14 protein-coding genes are annotated in these 17,755 nt (G+C 68.2%); 11 read left to right on the top strand and 3 right to left on the bottom strand.

The annotated features are described in order from the left end of the window. Window positions 1-49: 49 nt before the first annotated feature. Window positions 50-3,223, top strand: a complete 3,174-nt coding sequence (locus B9C43_RS11070) for a glycosyltransferase family 2 protein (RefSeq protein ID WP_235038559.1) — start codon at window positions 50-52, stop codon at window positions 3,221-3,223. Here B9C43_RS11070 and B9C43_RS11065 read toward each other — a convergent pair. Next, on the bottom strand, window positions 3,181-3,585 hold the full coding sequence (locus B9C43_RS11065) for a metallopeptidase family protein (RefSeq protein ID WP_051897001.1): 405 nt from the start codon (window positions 3,583-3,585) through the stop codon (window positions 3,181-3,183). The genes B9C43_RS11070 and B9C43_RS11065 overlap by 43 nt on opposite strands. A gap of 164 nt (window positions 3,586-3,749) precedes the next feature. Here B9C43_RS11065 and B9C43_RS11060 point away from each other — a divergent pair, with 164 nt between their 5' ends. From B9C43_RS11060 to B9C43_RS11020, 9 genes are all read left to right on the top strand, one after another. Next, a complete protein-coding gene (locus B9C43_RS11060) occupies window positions 3,750-4,109 on the top strand; it encodes a DUF3499 domain-containing protein (protein WP_200825529.1) in 360 nt (119 codons plus the stop codon). Window positions 4,110-4,190: 81 nt separating this feature from the next. Next, window positions 4,191-5,540: a phosphomannomutase/phosphoglucomutase gene (locus tag B9C43_RS11055; protein WP_084425937.1), complete on the top strand. Its 1,350-nt coding sequence runs from the start codon at window positions 4,191-4,193 to the stop codon at window positions 5,538-5,540. Between the two features lie 31 nt (window positions 5,541-5,571). Continuing rightward, window positions 5,572-5,781 carry a Trm112 family protein gene (locus tag B9C43_RS11050; RefSeq protein WP_033389700.1) on the top strand — a complete coding sequence of 70 codons (210 nt, stop codon included), beginning with the start codon at window positions 5,572-5,574 and terminating at the stop codon, window positions 5,779-5,781. A 5-nt stretch (window positions 5,782-5,786) separates the two neighbouring features. Continuing rightward, window positions 5,787-6,878, top strand: a complete 1,092-nt coding sequence (locus B9C43_RS11045; RefSeq protein ID WP_084428016.1) for a phosphoheptose isomerase family protein — start codon at window positions 5,787-5,789, stop codon at window positions 6,876-6,878. A 17-nt stretch (window positions 6,879-6,895) separates the two neighbouring features. Continuing rightward, a complete protein-coding gene (gene manA, locus B9C43_RS11040; protein WP_200825528.1) occupies window positions 6,896-8,107 on the top strand; it encodes a mannose-6-phosphate isomerase, class I in 1,212 nt (403 codons plus the stop codon). Between the two features lie 53 nt (window positions 8,108-8,160). After that, a complete protein-coding gene (locus B9C43_RS11035) occupies window positions 8,161-9,084 on the top strand; it encodes a cation diffusion facilitator family transporter (RefSeq protein WP_084425936.1) in 924 nt (307 codons plus the stop codon). 127 nt (window positions 9,085-9,211) lie between these two features. Continuing rightward, window positions 9,212-10,726: an amino acid permease gene (locus B9C43_RS11030; protein WP_033389708.1), complete on the top strand. Its 1,515-nt coding sequence runs from the start codon at window positions 9,212-9,214 to the stop codon at window positions 10,724-10,726. After that, the gene (locus B9C43_RS11025) at window positions 10,704-11,957 is read left to right on the top strand and encodes a glutamate mutase L (protein ID WP_084425934.1); all 1,254 of its coding nucleotides are present in this window, start codon (window positions 10,704-10,706) and stop codon (window positions 11,955-11,957) included. The genes B9C43_RS11030 and B9C43_RS11025 overlap by 23 nt, the downstream gene beginning before the upstream one ends. 20 nt (window positions 11,958-11,977) lie before the next feature. Then, complete coding sequence (locus B9C43_RS11020; RefSeq protein WP_084425932.1) at window positions 11,978-12,760, top strand: class I SAM-dependent methyltransferase; 783 nt, start codon at window positions 11,978-11,980, stop codon at window positions 12,758-12,760. Here B9C43_RS11020 and B9C43_RS11015 read toward each other — a convergent pair. Continuing rightward, window positions 12,753-15,053 carry a lipase family protein gene (locus B9C43_RS11015; protein WP_235038558.1) on the bottom strand — a complete coding sequence of 767 codons (2,301 nt, stop codon included), beginning with the start codon at window positions 15,051-15,053 and terminating at the stop codon, window positions 12,753-12,755. The two genes, B9C43_RS11020 and B9C43_RS11015, sit on opposite strands and share 8 nt — an antisense overlap. A gap of 86 nt (window positions 15,054-15,139) precedes the next feature. Between B9C43_RS11015 and ahcY the strand changes: the two genes are divergently transcribed. Further along, the gene (gene ahcY / locus B9C43_RS11010) at window positions 15,140-16,630 is read left to right on the top strand and encodes an adenosylhomocysteinase (protein WP_051897003.1); all 1,491 of its coding nucleotides are present in this window, start codon (window positions 15,140-15,142) and stop codon (window positions 16,628-16,630) included. 56 nt (window positions 16,631-16,686) lie between these two features. Here the strand turns inward: ahcY and B9C43_RS11005 are convergent, their stop codons facing one another. Then, window positions 16,687-17,652 carry a helix-turn-helix domain-containing protein gene (locus B9C43_RS11005; protein WP_051897004.1) on the bottom strand — a complete coding sequence of 322 codons (966 nt, stop codon included), beginning with the start codon at window positions 17,650-17,652 and terminating at the stop codon, window positions 16,687-16,689. Window positions 17,653-17,755: the final 103 nt, after the last annotated feature.

Below are 17,755 nucleotides of genomic sequence, written 5' to 3'. Positions count from 1 at the left end.
CGTACGGTGTCTGCTCGCGAGGATGAGTAGAGGCCGACGGAGGTAGCCGGTGCGCCCACAGTTCAGGACTGTGCCCGTGTTCGCGGTCCTGGTCTGCCACGACGGCGAGGAATGGCTCCGGCTGGCGCTTTCCGCGTTGCGTCGCAGCACACCGAGGCCACGGCACGTGGTGGCGGTCGATACGGGCTCGGCCGACGGCACCGCGAAATTGCTCGCGGCCAGTGAAGACGTGGTCGACGGCGTGCTCAAGCTGGACCGTTCGGCGAGTTTTGGTGACGCTGTTGCGGCCGCTGTGCGGTACGGGGTCGAGCGCTGGGGCGACCCTGGCAGCTGGTTGTGGCTGTTGCACGACGACTGCGCGCCGGAACCGCATTGTCTTGGCATATTGCTGACAGCTGCGGACCTGTCACCGTCAGCGGGTGTGCTGGGACCAGTCGCGCACGCGTGGGATGAACCACGGCTGGTCGTCGGTGCCGGTTTGTCCACCGATGCCTCCGGGCATCGGCAAACCGGCATCGGCACTGGCGAATGGGTGCGGGCCAATCAGATCGAGCAGAGCAGTGAAGTGCTCGCGGTTTCGTCCGCCGGTCTGCTGGTCCGCCGTGAGCTGTGGGAACAGCTGGGTGGTTTCGATTCCGAGGTGCCAGGTGTGTTCGACGACATCGATTTCGGATGGCGTGCGAACAGATCCGGTGCGGTCGCGTTGTGTGTTCCGGCCGCGCGAATCAGGCACGCCGGTGCGGGCCGGGTGGACAGTGTCCGGGCACGGTCGAACGGCGTCCGCACATTTCTGGTGAACACCGGGTTCTTCTCGTTTCTTGTCGGCGTGCCGAGGCTCACGGTGTTGTGCCTGTTGCGTGCGCTGGGATTTCTGCTGCTGCGCCGCATTTCCCGGGCACACGCGGAAATCGCCGCGGTGGGCAGGGTGCTCGGCGGCCGGATGGGACTGCTGCGGGCCCGGCGTGAACGACGCGGACTCGGCCAGACCGGCAGCGTGCGTGGGCTGTTCACCAGCCGATTCACCCGGCTGCGCAACATGTTCCGGGCGGCGGTCACCCACCTGGTGCGCAAACGCCTGGAGGCCGACGTCGCGCTCGGTCAAGCGCCGGAGACCGTCTGGGTCCCTCCCGAAGAGACACAACGGCCAATCGGGCCTGACGCGTTGCCGGCGGGCGCGATGGGCCGTGCAGGGCGACGTAAGGCGGCCGGACTGCGCCGTCCACCGAGCGCGGTCACCGTGTCCGTGCCTGCTGCCACGGGCCCTAAGGGCAGGCGCCCCAGTCCGCGACCGCGGCCGTCACCTGTGCCACGGGACGGAAGCGGGGTGCAGGAACCGGAAGTGCTGCTGGTCGAAGTCGACCGTGGCCGCGTGCTCAAACAGATCCTGCTGGCGCCGCCGTTGCTGCTGGTGCTGGGTTTGGTCGCGGTTGGACTCGCGGTCAACTGGAACAGGCTGAGCCTGTCGCTGACCGGCGGCCGGTTGCTGCCGATCTCGGACGTGTGGACGGAATACCTCTCCGCGTGGCACGCCGTTTCCGGTGGCACGGCCTCACCCGCGCCGACAGCCCTTGCGGTGCTGGGAATTCTCGGCGGCCAAGTCGGACTGCTGCTCATCGGTGACATGCCCTTGGCTGGCCTGAGCGCTTACATCGCGGCTCGAAAAATGGGTGTACGGCGCGAAGTCCGGGCCGTCATCGCAGGTCTGTACGCGTTGCTGCCGCCCGCGGTCGCCGCGGTGTCGCAAGGCAGGCTGGACGCGGTCGTCGTGCACATCCTGCTGCCCGTGGTGGTTTCCGGGATCGTCTCAGTGCTGACCGGTGCCACGCGGTCCTGGTTGTCCGTCGCGGCCGGATCGTCGCTGGGACTGGCCGTGATCGGCGCGTTCTCCCCGTTGGTGCACTTGGTGATCCTGCTGTGCGCACTGGCCGGGTTCGTTCTGGTCGGCGGGCAACGCGGGGACGGCAGGCGCCGTGGCGCGGCGCTGTTCGCGATTGTGTTGCTGCCACTGGCTTTGCTGCTGCCGTGGCCCGCTGTGCTGATTCAGAACCCGGCGATCGTGCTGCACGGTGTCGGCGGCTGGGTGCCGTACACGAACGACTTCGGCTCGGTCGTGCTGGCACTGGTTCTCGCCGTGGTCGCGGTCGTCGGCCTCGCCGCCCAACCTGGCCGGGGATCGTTGCCAGGCTTGGGTTTGCTCGTTCTCGGACTGGGTGCGGTCGCGGTCGTCCGGTTCATGCCGATGGCGCCGGTGAGTGGTGGTGCGCCGCAACAAGGGTGGTTGGGCACGCCGCTGATCGTCGTCGGCTGGGGTCTGTTGTGGGCGCTCGCCGGGGCCAGGCTGAACCTGCGCCCGGCGATGGCGCTCGGAGCCGCCGCGCTGGTCGTGTTGGCAGGCGGTGCTTTCCTGCTCGGCCGCGACGGGCCGCTGACCACGGGAGACACCGTCCGGCTGGGTACGACGCCCGCGCGTGAACTCGCCGAGACCGGGCGTGGCGTGCTGGTGCTGTCCCGCGGTGATCAGCCCGCACGGCAGTCGGCAGGCCGGATGCCGCAGTTCGGGGACGACGATCTCGTTCCGGTCGCCTCGGCGCGGGCGCGGATTCTGCGCTGGGACAACGACTTCCGCTCGGACGTGCCGGACGTGGCCCGCTCGGCGGTCGCCTCGGCGGCGGCCGCGGGCGTGCTGTTCGTGGTCATGCCTGACCAGACGTCAGGCACACGACTGCAGGCCGCGGCGGGTGATCTGGTCGCCGGTACAACGTCCACTTCGGACGGACGGCCGGTGTTCCGGCTGCAGCCAGCGGCGGGCCGGGCCGTGCTGCTGGCCCCGGAACTGGCCAAACAGGCGGTGACCGGAGGAATCCCGCCGACCACACTGGGCGCGGGCGGAATCGTGCCGGTCGAAGCGGGACCACCGGAAGTCGCCGTCCGCGTGTCCGACGGATCCGACGGCCGGCTGCTGGTCATCGCCGCGGCCGAAGAACCCGGCTGGCGCGCGGAAGTCAACGGGCGTCAAGTGCCTGTGGTGCGGGCATGGGGCAACCTTGTCGGCGTCGCCGTGCCCGCGCGAGCTTCGGACGTACGCGTGGAGTATTCGTCGAGCCTGCGGGCATTCCTGCTGCTGATCCAGGGTGCCGCGCTGCTGTTCACCCTGCTGACCGCGATCCCGGGCCGACGGGTTCAGCCGCCGCCCTCGATGGCGTCCGGGTCGACGCTGAGGTAGTTCGCGACCTGTTCGACGAGCACGTCGTGCACGAGGTCGGCGAGCTCCGCGCTGTCCTTCGCGCGCGCCTCCAACGGGCGCCGGTACAGCACGATCCGCGCGCTGGTCGGGTTGCCACGCCTGTCCATGCCAGCAGGCACAAGACGAGCCAACGGGATACCGCCGTCCGACAGCACACCGTCCTGCGGCGGGGCCCCGGGCGGCTCGATTTCCGGAACGTCGTCGACCGCCACATCGAGCTTGGTCAGCTCGGTCCGCCAGCGCGCTTCGATCGGCTCCAAGGCGTCCAGCACAAGCGCGTCGAACTTCTCCGCCCGAGTGCTTGCGGCGGGCAGCGTCGACGGGTAAAGCGGTCCGCGCATGCCACGACCATGCCGATCCCGTCCGCGACGTGACGAGCGACGACGGGGCGTGACCACGTTCCGAACACCTCCAAGGCATACCTCTAGGACAAACAGGGTACTGGGGGCGTGTCGTCGGTGTGCCTGGCTGCCCGCCGAGGAGAAACGCGCTATCGTCCACGATCGTGCGGAATGTGCGGCGTTGTTCGCGGACCGGGTGTGTGAATCCGGCCGTCGCGACGCTGACCTACGCCTACGCGGACTCCACCGCGGTAGTCGGCCCGCTCGCCACGTACTCCGAACCGCATAGCTATGACCTATGCGAAGAGCACGCGATGCGGCTGACCGCCCCCAGGGGCTGGGACGTGGTCAGGTACGACGGCGAATTCGCCGCACCTGAGCCATCTCACGACGACCTGACCGCGCTGGCCGAGGCCGTGCGCGAGGCGGGCCGCCCGGACCGGCCGGTGCCGTCGGCCGACCAGGACACCCCCAACGGCAGGCGCGGGCACCTGCGGGTGCTGCCCGATCCCGTCGCCGAGTAAGTTGCCGCCGACCTGCTTGCAGGGTCGGTCATCGGCACCGCATAGGCTCCCTGGCAGGACGATCCGACCCCGGGAGAGCTTGTGCGTGACCTGTCCGCCATCTTCAAGGCATACGACATCCGCGGCTTGGTGGGCGAGCAGCTCGACGCCGACGTGGTCCGTGAGATCGGCGCCGCGTTCGCGCGGCTGGTCGGCGGCCCGGCCGTCGTCATCGGTCACGATATGCGTGACTCGTCGCCAGGCCTGTCCAGCGCGTTCGCCGAGGGTGTCACGCGTGAGGGCGTCGACGTCGTCAGCATCGGCCTGGCGAGCACCGACATGCTGTACTTCGCCTCCGGCGACCTGAACCTGCCTGGCGCGATGTTCACCGCGAGCCACAACCCCGCCGCGTACAACGGGATCAAGGTCTGCCGGGCGGGCGCCGCGCCGATCGGCCAGGACAGCGGGCTGGCCGACATCCAGCGCGACGTCGAGCAGGGCATGCCCGAGTCGGGTGCGACGCCGGGCGCGGTCGAGCAGCGCGACATGCTTGACGCGTACGCCGCTTACCTGCGCAGGCTTGTGGACCTGTCGAGCAGCCGTCCGCTGAAGATCGTGGTGGACGCGGGCAACGGCATGGGCGGCTACACCGTGCCCAAGGTCTTCGAGGGCCTGCCGATCGAGATCGTCCCGATGTACTTCGAGCTGGACGGCTCGTTCCCCAACCACGAGGCCAACCCGCTGGACCCGAAGAACATCGTCGACCTGCAGGCCAAGGTCCGCGAGGTGGGCGCGGACGCCGGGCTGGCGTTCGACGGCGACGCCGACCGCTGCTTCGTGGTCGACCAGAACGGCGACCCGGTCTCGCCGAGCGCGATCACCGCACTGGTGGCGGCCCGCGAGCTGGCCAAGGAGCCGGGCTCGACGATCATCTACAACCTGATCACCTCCAAGGCGGTGCCGGAGATCGTCACCGAGCACGGCGGCAAGCCGGTCCGCACCCGCGTCGGGCACTCGTTCATCAAGCAGGAGATGGCCAAGACCGACGCGATCTTCGGCGGCGAGCACTCCGCGCACTACTACTTCCGTGACTTCTGGCGTGCCGACACCGGCATGCTGGCCGCGCTGCACGTCCTGGCCGCACTCGGCGAGCAGGACGGCCCGCTGTCCACGCTGACGGCCGAATATGCCCGCTATGCCGCCTCCGGTGAGATCAACTCCACGGTCGACGACCAGAAGGCCCGGCTCGCCGCGGTCAAGGAGACCTATTCCGGCCGGGACGGCGTCACGATCGACGAGTTGGACGGTCTGACTGTGGAGCTGCCTTCCGGCGCGTGGTTCAACCTGCGGCCCTCGAACACCGAACCGCTGCTGCGGCTCAACATCGAGGCGCCGGATGAGGCGGCCGTGGCCGCGCTGCGTGACGAGGTGCTCACCATCGTTCGCGGTTAGGCCACACTGGAGAGTGGGAGAAGGAGGAATCGTGGCCGTTCAGCTCGATCCGCAGTTGCTCGACATCCTTGCCTGCCCGTCCGACGATCACGCGGCGCTGCGCCCCGGCACCCCGGACGACCCGGAGGCCGACGCGCTCACGTGCACTTCGTGCGGTCGCCAGTACCCGGTGACCGACGGCATCCCCGTGCTGCTGCTCGACGAGGCGACGCAACCGGCGGATCCGCAACCCGCGGAGTGAGTCCGGTGGCTGACGACACCTTGCTGGACGACCCCGCCCGGCTTTCCGAGGTGGACACCGACGGCGTGCTGCGCGCCGCCGCGCGGGCCGGTGCCCAGGTCCGGTCGGTGGTCGAGATGGCGGAGGAACTGGGCGTCGAGCGGGCTCTCGCCGACGTGCGTCCTCGCGCGCTGCTGATCGTGACCAGGCCGGGGCACGCGGGCGCCATCGCGGATCTGCTGGTGGCGCTGCTCGGTCCGGCATGCCCGGTGCCTGTGGTCGTCGTTGACGAGGTGCCCGGCTGGGTCGGGCCCCTGGACGTGGTGATTACGCACACAGAAGATCCGGGGGACCGCGTCCTCGCCGAGTCCATCGGCCGTGCGACGCGCTACGGCGCCACCGTCGTGGTCACGGCGCCACCTGACGGTCCGGTCGCCGCCGCGGGCGCGGGCAGGGCGTTCCTGCTGCCGCCACGCGTGCCCGTTCCGCCCGGGTTCGCCTTCCCCAGGGCGTTCGCGGCGGGCCTGTTGACCTTGCGGACCATGGGCTTGCTGCGCGCCGACATCGACAACCTCGCCGACGAGCTCGACAAGGAGGCCGAGAAGGACCACCCAGCTCACGAGTCGTTTGTCAACCCAGCGAAATCCCTGGCACTGCGCTTGTTCGACCGGGTCCCGCTACTGTGGGGACTGGACCCGGCGGCGACTGCGGTGGCTTCGCACGCACGTCACGTGCTGGCCGCGCATGCCGGGTTTGTCTGTGATGTCGGCTCCTACGCCGACGCGCAGACCCGGTTCGCGTTGCACCGGGCGGTCGTACGATCGACGTCCGGTCAAGGTATCTTCGACGATCCGGACGACTTCGCCGGCGACCCGACAGCGATGCTGCGGGTTCAGTTGCTGGCGATCAGCTCCGGACCGGCGGCGGACGCGGCCCGGCACATGGCCGCGGACACGTTGCCGGGTGCGGACGTACTGGTACCCGCCGAAGAGGTCGGCGCGGACGAGCCGGTCAGGGCTGCCGTGCTCGCGCTGCGCTTCGAGCTCGCGGCGCTGTATCTCGGCCTCGCGGCCGGGACGATCGGCGGATCGGGCCGGTACGCCTCCGCTGGCGTCTGACTAGGGAGAGTTTGAGAGTGGAGTTGCTGCGCAACGCTGTGCGGCCCTATGCATGGGGGTCGCGCACGACCATTGCCGAGCTGCTGGGGCGGCCCGTGCCGGCGCCACACCCGGAGGCGGAGCTGTGGATGGGCGCGCACCCCGGCGACCCGTCGCGCATCGACGACGACCGTTCTCTGCTCGAACTCGTGGAAACAGATCCAATTGGCCAGCTCGGCTCCGACTGCGCGGACCGTTGGGGCAACCGGCTGCCGTTCCTGCTGAAGATCCTCGCCGCCGAAGAGGCGCTGAGCATGCAGGCGCACCCATCGGCCGAGCAGGCCCGTGAAGGCTACGAACGCGAGGAAGCCGCCGGCATCCCGCGTGACGCGAAGAACCGCAACTACCCGGACCCGACCGCGAAGCCTGAGCTGATCTGCGCGCTGACGGAGTTCCACGCGCTCGCGGGCTTCCGCGACCCGCACGAGACCGTGCGGCTGCTGCGCACGCTGGAGACGCCCGGGCTGGCGCCGTACACCTCGTTGCTGGAGGGCCAGCCGGACTCCGACGGCCTGCGCGCGCTGTTCACGACGTGGATCACGCTCCCGCAGACCTCGCTGGACGTGCTGCTGCCGGAACTGCTGGACGTCTGCGTGCTGCACGTGAAGGAACACGGCGAGTTCGACCTCGAGTGCCGCACGATCCTCGAACTCGGCGAAGCGCACGAGGGCGACGCGGGCGTGCTGGCCGCGTTGCTGCTCAACCGGATCGTGCTGCAGCCAGGCGAGGCGATCTACCTGCCCGCCGGGAACCTGCACACGTACCTGCACGGCACCGGCGTGGAAATCCTGGCGAACTCGGACAACATCCTGCGCGGCGGGCTGACGCCCAAGCACGTCGACGTGCCGGAGTTGTTGCGGGTACTGGACTTCAGCTGCGGCGAGATGCCCGTGTTGCGTGGTTCGCAGGTGATGCCGCGGATGTGGGCCTACCCGACTCCCGCACCGGAGTTCGAGCTGTCCCGCCTTGAGTGGGCGCACGACGAGCGCGACCCGGTCGACCTGGTGTGCGCCGGACCGCAGATCCTGATCTGCACGGCCGGTGCCGTCCGGCTATTGGAATCCGACGGTAACAAGGTCGAACTCGGCCGGGGCCAGTCCGCGTGGCTGCCTGCCTGCAACCCGGACGTCCAGGTCATCCCGGTCGAAGGGGCACCGGCCCAGGTTTTCCGGGCGACCGCAGGTTCGTGATCCCCGTGGTTTAGGGTGCGTCCGGACAATCCGGACGGTTCCTGGGAGGGCACGTGGCTGCAGGGGGCGGCACCAAGGCGATCATCGCCGCGTTGCTGGCGAACGCGGGCATCGCGATCGCGAAGTTCGTCGGGTTCTTGATCACGGGTTCCTCCTCGATGCTGGCGGAGTCCGTGCACTCGGTGGCTGACACGTCCAACCAGGGCCTGTTGCTGCTCGGGCAGAAGACCGCGCGCCGTGCGGCCAACATCGACCACCCGTTCGGCTACGGCCGTGACCGGTACTTCTACTCGTTCATCGTCGCGCTGATGCTCTTCACGCTGGGCTCGGCGTTCGCGCTCTACGAAGGCATCCACAAGATCCAGCACCCCGAGGCGCTGACCTCGCCGTTGGTCGCGGTGGTCATCCTGGTGGTCGCGATCATCCTGGAGACCTTCAGCTTCCGCACCGCGATCGTGGAGTCCCGGCTGATCAAGGGCGACGCGACCTGGTGGCAGTTCATCCGCCAGTCGCGCACCCCGGAACTGCCGGTGGTCCTGCTCGAGGACGCCGGTGCGTTGTTCGGTCTGGTCTTCGCGCTGATCGGCGTCGGACTGGCGACCTTGACCGGCGACCCGGTCTGGGACGCCGTGGGCACGCTGATGATCGGCGTCCTGCTCGGCGTGATCGCCATCATCCTGATCATCGAGATGAAGAGCCTGCTGATCGGTGAGGGCGCGACCCCGCGGGAGCTGGACACGATCGTCGACGAGATCGCGGCTGGCCGGATCGAGCGCGTGATCCACGTGAAGACCCAGTACATGGGCCCGGACGAGCTGCTCGTGGCCGCGAAGGTGGTTTTGACGCCCGGTCTTTCGGTCGAGGAGGTCGCGCAGGCGATCGACGACGCCGAGCACCGGATCCGCGCCAAGGTCCCCGCTGCCCGGCTGATCTACCTGGAACCGGACCTGTACCGCAGCGCCAAGGCAGCCACCTGACACCGGGGCACGTGGCGTTGGCCGGAACCGGACAGACTGCCGGCTCGGACTACCTCGTGCGCCGGATCGTGATCGCTGCCGCGTAACCTCTGTTGACGCACTAGTCGGGGTGTGTGAGGAGGCAACGTTGCCAGGTACTGGCTTGTGGCGGACGAAAACCGTCGAACAGTCCATCGCGGACACGGATGAACCGGATACCAAACTCCGCAGGAACCTCACCGCGTGGGACCTCACGGTCTTCGGTGTCGCGGTCGTCATCGGTGCGGGCATCTTTACGTTGACCGCGCGGACAGCTGGTGACCTGGCTGGCCCGTCGGTCGCGTTGGCGTTCGTGCTCGCGGCGATCGCGTGCGCGTTGGCGGCGTTGTGTTACGCGGAGTTCGCATCCACTGTCCCGGTGGCTGGGAGTGCGTACACGTTTTCGTACGCCACTTTCGGTGAGTTCATCGCTTGGATCATCGGGTGGGACCTTGTGCTTGAGTTCGCGGTCGGTGCGGCCGCGGTCGGTAAGGGGTGGTCCGCCTATCTCCAGGTTGTGCTCGGGTACATCTTCGGCTCGGATGTGAAGACCACCGCCGAGGTCTTCGGGCTGACCGTCGACTGGGGCGCCTTGCTGCTGGTCGTCGTGCTCGCGTGGCTGCTGACCATGGGAACCAAGCTGTCCAGCAGGGTCAGCCTGGTGATCACGAGCATCAAGGTCGCGATCGTGCTGTTCGTCATCTTCTTCGGCTTGTCGTTCGTCAAGAGCGAGAACTACACGCCGTTCATCCCCGACCCGGCGACTTCGGGGTCAACCGGCTCGACAGGTGTGGACCAGTCGCTGTTCTCCGCGCTGGCCGGCGGGGAGTCCAGCGCGTATGGGATCTTCGGGTTGCTCGCGGCGGCATCATTGGTGTTCTTCGCGTTCATCGGGTTTGACGTGGTCGCCACGACCGCCGAGGAGACCCGGCACCCACAGCGGGCAGTGCCGCGCGGAATCCTTGGTTCGCTCGCCATCGTCACAGTGCTGTACGTCGGTGTCTCGCTGGTTGTCGTCGGCATGCTGCCGTATCAGGAACTGTCCACAGGGGAGGATGGCGCTTCGAAGACGCTGGCGACCGCTTTCTCTGCCAACGGCGTCGACTGGGCGGCCAACGTGATCTCCATCGGTGCCTTGGCCGGTCTCACCACAGTGGTCATGGTGCTCCTGCTCGGCCAGATCCGGGTGCTGTTCGCGATGTCCCGTGACGGCTTGCTGCCTCGCGGTCTGGCCAAGACCGGCCCGCACGGGACCCCGGCCAGGGCGACACTGCTCGTGACGATCATGGTTGGTGTGGCGGCGACCTTCTTCGAGGCAGGGCAGCTCGAGGAAATGGTGAACGTCGGCACTTTGTTCGCGTTCATCCTGGTCTCCGCCGGTGTGATGGTGCTGCGCAAGACCCGGCCGGACCTGCCGCGTGGGTTCCGGGTTCCCTGGGTGCCGGTGATTCCCATCCTCGCGATCCTCGCCTGTCTGTGGCTGATGCTGAACCTCACCATCCTCACCTGGCTGCGGTTCGCCGGGTGGATGGTCCTCGGTGTGATCGTGTACTTCGTGTACAGCCGCAGGAACTCCTTGCTGGGCAAGCGAATGAAGGACGATGCCGACAACAGCGTGTCTTGATGTCGGTTCGACGTGGACCAAAGGCGCGCTCGTCGGTGACGACGGCGCGCTTTTGGCCACGGCACAACACGCGACGACCCCGCCGGAAGTGCTCGACGGGGTCAAGGCAGTCCTCAAGGAACTAGGCGGCGCCGATCAGGTGCTTGCGTGTTCCTCGGCCGGCGGCGGGCTGCGGCTCGCCGTGGTCGGTCATGAACGTCTGATCAGCGCGGAGGCCGGGCATCGGGTCGCGTTGTCCGCCGGTGCCAAGGTCGTGCACGTCTCGGCGGGCGAGTTGGACGGCGCGGGGATCCGGGCGCTCAGGGACGCCGAGCCGGACGTTGTGCTGTTGGTCGGCGGAACTGACGGCGGTGACGCGAAAGTGTTGCTGCACAACGCTGCCGCGTTGGCGCGTAACCGGATCCGGCCGCCGATCGTGCTCGCGGGCAACCAGCACGCCCGGCTGGAAGCGCTCGAAACCCTGGCCGGTCGAACGGTCGTGCCGACCGCGAACGTCCTGCCGGATGTGGGTGAGCTCGAGCCGGGTCCGGCGCGTGCGGCGATCCGGCAGGTCTTCCTGAACCACGTGATCGGCGGCAAACGCCTGTCCCGTGGGACGAAATTCCGTGAACTGGTCAAGGCGGTCACGCCGGACGCCGTGCTCAACGGCGTGTCCCAGCTCGCGAGTGAGGACGCCGTGCTTGTCGTGGACGTCGGAGGCGCGACGACCGACGTCTGCTCCGCAGTGTCCACACAGGATGAAGAGGAACGCGCGGTAGGGCTGCCGCAGGACCGGCGGACGGTCGAAGGCGATATCGGGATGCGGTGGTCCGCGCCGGGAATCGTCGCCGAAGCGCTCGCGGAACGGCTGCCCGCCGACGGCCTGGCCGAGTTCGCCGAACGTCGCGCGAGCAACGTCGGCTTCGTGCCGGACACCCCTGAAGAGTCCGAAGTAGACCTCAGGCTGGCTGGTCTTGCCGCGATCATCGCGATCCGCAGGCACCTCCGGCTCGTCGAAGGCAGGCTCGGGCCGCGTGGCGCGGGTCTGCTTGTGTTGTCCGGCGGCGTATTCCGGCACGCCGAGGACATCGGTGCGGTTGTGGACGCACTGCGGGCGGATCCGGTACTGCGGCCCGCCATCAAAGCGGCGCGAATCGTCGTCGACCGGGACTACGTGCTCGCACCCGCCGGTTTGCTCGCGGAGAACGGCCAGGTCGAGACCGCACGGCGGCTGTTGACCACGATTCATTGAGGTCGGTAGCTTCGTGCGCTGTGACCGAATTGTACGGCGAGACGGTATTCGGGGCGGATCACGACCTTGAGGCGATGCGCCTGGACGCGCTGTCCCGGATGTTCGACCCGGCAACACGCGCCCGGCTGGTCCAGATCGCCCGGCCCGGCATGCGCTGCCTGGACGTCGGCGCCGGACTCGGCCGGATCTCCGGCTGGCTGGCCGAGGTGTGCGCGCAGGTCATCGCGGTCGACCGGGACACGAGGCTGCTCGCCGACCTGCACAAGGTGTTCCCGACCGTCCAGGTCGTCGAGGCCGACATCACCGAGGACCTGGCGCTCGGCACGTTCGACATCGTGCACAGCCGCCTCGTCCTGATGCACCTGCGCGACCGCGTCGATGTCTTCCACCGCCTCGCTGACCTGGTGTCGCCTGGCGGCTGGCTGGTACTGGGCGAGGCCGTCGAAGCGCCCGCGCTGATCAGCCCGCCGCAGAGCCCGTTCCGCCAGCTGATGGAAAAGCATTGGCGCAGTTTGGAAACAGCCATCGGTACGGACGGGCAGTGGGGCTACCGATACCCGGATCTGTTGCGGGAAGCCGGGTTCGTGGACATCGGCGTGGAGATGTACCAGCCACCGATCACTCCATCGTCCGCCGCGGGCCAGTTCTTCCAGCTCGGCTTCCACCATCTGCGCGACCGCATCCTCGCCGACGGCCTCGTCGACGAGGCGACCTTCGACGAAGCCGTGAAAGCCATGCGGGAACCGGGTTTCAGCGACCTCGGTATGGGCCTGCTCACCGCGTGGGCGCGCAAACCTACATGAGTCCGGCAGCGATCGCGACGGCTTCGTCCCATTCTGGGTCGGCGTAGTAGTCGCTGTGCCGCCGGACACCCGGTGACCAGCGCAGACCTGGGACGGGCTGGAGCTGCGGGTCGGGCAGCCAGTGATCACTGCCGAGCACCAGCGCGCCCGACTCGGTCGTCCTGGCCGGGGTGAGTGGTCCGCTGCTGCCGTCCGGGCGGAACCCCATACCGATCATCTTCGAGTCGTAGACCTGACGCCGCCACGTCGTCACGGCTCCGCCCAACGGATCCGTGCCCCGGCACAACGCCCGCCAACGGCCGTCGAGTTCGCCGTGCAGTTCGGCCAATGACCGATGCGGCACGACACTCGGGAAAGCACGTGGATACGCCCACTGCAGAGGAGAGCCAGCGGTCACGAGCCCGACGCGTTCACGGTCCTCGGGCGGCAGCGTCTCCATCAACCGGGACACCGCGACGACCGCGATCAGGCTGCCGTGGCTGTGCCCGGTGATCACGACCCGGGTGCTGCGGTCCTGCAAGTGCTCCGCGGCCCGTTCGGTCAACTCGGGGATGACCTTGAGCGCGTAGCAAGGGGGCACAACGGGATGTGACTCCCGGGGCCAGAAACACGCCAAGTCGGCCAGGATGCCCAGCGTCCGCGACAGGTCCGGGCGCCGGATCGCTTGGTACACCGCGCGCATCAACGCCGCGGCGAGGAAACCCAGCGCGAAAACGCCGACCGCGGAGAACGGTTCCATCCATTCCGGCAGACCGACCCCACGCAGCCGCATCCAGATCGAGACGCCCGCGCCCAAACCGAGTGCGGCCCCGCATGCGAGCAACAAGTGATGCAAGTGGTTGCGTTGAAAACGGGCATTCCGCCAGGCTCGTGTGGCTGTCGCTTGTTCCGCGGGTGGGGAGTCCGCGTGCAGCAGGCTGGATTCCGGCGGCTGGGCGCCACGCCTGTTCCTGCGCCACCTGTGCACAGCGGTGATCGAGCCCAGCAACAGGCCGATCACGAGCGCGAACGCCGCCGCGGCGCCCCATAGCAACGTGACCGGTTCGTAGCCCGCGGGAAGCTCCAACCCGTTGCTGCCCAACAGTTCCCGTACGGTGATCGCGACGCCTGCGCCGAAGCCGCCGCCCAGCAAAGCTGCGATCACCAGGACGATCGGTGACATCCAGCCGCCGGCCCAAGGTCGCAGTTCACGCGGCTGCTCCGCCCAGAACTCACGGCGTGCCAGCAAAGCGGCGGGGATCAGGACGAGCCCGAACAACACGCACACGACCACGAGCACGCCGGTCGTGCCTTCAATGGTGATGTCAGTGCCGGCGAGCCCATTCGGCAGCGGTTCCTGCGCCACAGCCGTGCTGATCACGAGCAGCACGCTGATGAACAGCAATACCCGTCGCGTGACACGTCCCAACGCGAGTCGCAGCCAACGGCCAGCCCTATGCGGAGTCGCGCCCGTTGGATCGTCCAACAGCAGCACGCCCAACGCGGCGAGCACCAACAACGTCAGGCCGGCCACCCATTGGCCCGTCACGACGGGCGAAGCGGTGAACGGTCCGCCAGACGGAAGCAACGCCAGCACGGCCAACCCCGCCACGGTGTGCAGCGCACGCAACGTCGGAGTGTCGGGGTCTGCGACGAGACTTGCGCCGGGCATACGACGAGGCCGGTTGCCGGGCACAGGACTGGGCAGCGGCGGCGCGTTCACTGACCACGTCACCGATGACACGCGGGCGAGCAACAGCACAACGAGCAACGCGGGCAGTAACCCGACGACGGGACGGAACCCGCGTAGTTCTGGTAGCCAATCCGGCACGGCTCCGCTCATGCACGCCGCGCCAGGAGCGAGGCATTGCGCGGCCACCAGATCCAGGCTCACCACGGCCACTTGCGTGACGAACAGCACAGTCAGCAGCAACGCGGCCAGCCGCAGCAGCGCCCGGCCGACCAGGCCCAACGCGGCTGCGGGCCGGTTGTCGTGGGGCACCGGCGGAAGCATCCAGTGCGCCAGGTTGGCTAGCGTGAAGGGAAACATCAGAGCCCAGGTGGACTTGCTCAGGCCACCGGAGGTCATGCCGCTCCACAGGTAGCCCTCGACGACACGCGGCACCGAACGGTCACTCGTTCGTAGCAATGGGCCAGGACTTGGGCGGCGCAGCCGGTCTGCCGGGCGCACGATCCGGCCGATGCCGTCACCGGCGACATCGACCGCGGCAACGGCTCCCACCAGGGATTCCGCGGTCGTGCCCATGATGCCGTGCACGCGTAGTTCGACGACGCGTGTATCGGACCCGGGCATCAGCAAGGTGACTCCGTTGAGTGTCGAGGCTCCGCGAACAGGGCGGCGGTAGTGTTCGGCGTAACGAGTTTGGAGGGAATTGGGCGATGACCGCTGAAGACACGCGGAACGTGACCGGTGCTCGGTACGCAGGCAAGATCGGCGACGTCGACTTCGCGGTGGCTGACCTGTCTCTGGCCGAGTTCGGCCGCAAGGAGATCCGGCTGGCCGAGCACGAGATGCCGGGGCTGATGGCGCTGCGGCGGGAGTACTCGGAGGTCTACCCGCTGCGCGGCGCCCGGGTCTCCGGCTCGTTGCACATGACGGTGCAGACCGCGGTGCTGATCGAGACCCTGGTCTCGCTGGGCGCGGAGGTCCGCTGGGCGTCGTGCAACATCTTCTCCACCCAGGACCACGCGGCCGCCGCGGTCGTGGTGGGGCCGCACGGCACCCCGGAGGAGCCGAAGGGCGTGCCGGTGTACGCCTGGAAGGGCGAGACGCTGCCGGAGTACTGGTGGTGCACCGAGCAGATGCTGACCTGGCCGGACGGCAAGTTGCCGAACATGCTGCTGGACGACGGTGGCGACGCGACGCTGCTGGTGCACAAGGGTAAGGCGTACGAGGAAGCCGGTGTGGTTCCCAACGCCGAGGATGACGACCCCGAGGAGTGGAAGGTCATCCTGGACACCCTGCGGGCGTCGCTGTCGGCCGACCCGACCAAGTGGACCCAGATCGCGGGCGAGATCAAGGGCGTCACCGAGGAGACCACCACCGGCGTGCTGCGGCTCTACCAGCTCGCGGCCCAGGGCCAGTTGCTGTTCCCGGCGATCAACGTCAACGACTCGGTGACCAAGTCGAAGTTCGACAACCGCTACGGCATCCGGCACTCGCTGATCGACGGCATCAACCGCGGCACGGACGTGCTGATCGGCGGCAAGGTCGCGGTCGTCTGCGGCTACGGCGACGTGGGCAAGGGCGCGGCGGAGTCGATGCGCGGCCAGGGCGCGCGGGTGATCGTGACCGAGATCGACCCGATCTGCGCGTTGCAGGCCGCGATGGACGGCTACGCGGTGCGCAAGCTGGAGTCGGTGATCGGTGAGGCGGACATCGTCATCACCACCACGGGCAACAAGGACGTGGTGACCGCCGAGCACATGTCGCAGATGAAGCACCAGGCGATCCTGGGCAACATCGGGCACTTCGACAACGAGCTGGACATGGCGGGCCTGGCCCGCTACCCGGGGATCCGCCGGATCAACATCAAGCCGCAGGTCGACGAGTGGGTGTTCCCGTCCGGCCGGTCGATCATCGTGCTGTCCGAGGGCAGGCTGCTCAACCTGGGCAACGCCACCGGGCACCCGTCGTTCGTGATGTCGAACTCCTTCTCCAACCAGGTGATCGCCCAGATCGAGCTGTTCACCAAGAACGAGGAGTACGACAAAGAGGTCTACCGGCTGCCGAAGAAGCTCGACGAGTACGTCGCCAAGATCCACCTCGAGGCGCTCGGCGGCGAGCTGACCAAGCTCACCAAGGAGCAGGCCGAGTACATCGACGTCGACGTCGAAGGCCCCTTCAAGTCCGACCACTACCGCTACTGAGCACCTCGTGGGTGTTTCGGCCGGTGCTGACCGGCCGAAACACCCACGACGGCGTTCTAGGCCCACTCGATCAGGACTTCCGCGAGGCCCGCGGGCAGATTGGTGAAGTAACCACTGGTCACGCGGCCGAGCCCGCACACAAGCCCTTCGGTGCCGACCGGTTCGGCGCCCGCCCGTGACCGGAACTGACGGGTCACGCGCGCGGGCATCGCCTTGCGGTGGAACGCGTGCTGCACCAGGTAGGTCCCCACACCGCGCAGGAACGTCCGCTCAAGCCCCGGTGACGGCCCGCCGGAGCCGTCGGTGATGGTGAAGCAGAAGACGTGCGTCTCGCCTTCGGCCAGCCTGCGGTCGAACAGGAACTCCATCGCCATCACACCGGACGCGGCCATCCGGCGGACCCGGCCGAGCCGGCAGCCCTCCGCCGTGGTGATCTCCGCCCGGTCGATCAGGCAGCCCTCGTCGCCGCCGTGCGTGGCGAAGTACCGGTCCGGGCCGGAACGCGCGGCCGTCACCACGAACCGGGTCGTCTGGGAACGCTGCTCCTGATGCGGCCCCAGTTGCACGAAGTCGTGCACCGCGTCGATGCGCAGGTCGGCGTTCGTGCGTGTCTCCGGCGCCGCGTCGAATTCCGCCAGCAGCGCGGGCGCGTCCTCCCAGACCTTGCTGACCTCGATGAACCTCGGCACGACCTCGTCGACCTTGCCCGACCGTTGCCGAGGCCCGATCAGCACGACCAGCGAGTCCGACGGCAGCCGCAACACGGTTTCCAGCGCACGTACCGTGTCGATGGACCGGGGGACTTCCGGATGACGAAGGCCGCGCTGCCAATAGCTGAGCGTCGACTGGCCGATCTTCACGCCAAGCCGCTCCAGGTGCGCGGTGATCCTGGTCAGCGACAGTCCCCGGTACTCGATCGCCTCCCGCAGCGCACGGTGGAAGGGTCCGTAACGCAGCGCGTCGCCGAGGCGTTCAGGCAAAGGCCCGTTGTCCAACCCTTCTCCAATCGTGCGGGCGTTCACGACCTGTGAATGAACCGTGAACGTTCACAGTAGTTCCTGATGGGAACGAGAGGTAGGTGCGAACGATCCCCTTGTCCACCAAGTGGGGTTGCCCTCCGGGATC

Source organism: Kibdelosporangium aridum (genome assembly GCF_900176515.1).
Taxonomy (GTDB): domain Bacteria; phylum Actinomycetota; class Actinomycetes; order Mycobacteriales; family Pseudonocardiaceae; genus Kibdelosporangium; species Kibdelosporangium aridum.
The sequence above is the reverse complement of the archived record's forward strand: the minus strand, read 5'-3'. Positions and strand labels throughout refer to the sequence as shown.

What these genes read in the sequence shown, in the direction of transcription:
- B9C43_RS11065 (WP_051897001.1), bottom strand. Translation starts at nt 3,585, where the DNA reads ATGCGCGGACCGCTTTACCCGTCGACGCTGCCCGCCGCAAGCACTCGG.
- B9C43_RS11025 (WP_084425934.1), top strand. Translation starts at nt 10,704, where the DNA reads ATGCCGACAACAGCGTGTCTTGATGTCGGTTCGACGTGGACCAAAGGC.
- B9C43_RS11015 (WP_235038558.1), bottom strand. Translation starts at nt 15,053, where the DNA reads ATGCCCGGGTCCGATACACGCGTCGTCGAACTACGCGTGCACGGCATC.
- ahcY (WP_051897003.1), top strand. Translation starts at nt 15,140, where the DNA reads ATGACCGCTGAAGACACGCGGAACGTGACCGGTGCTCGGTACGCAGGC.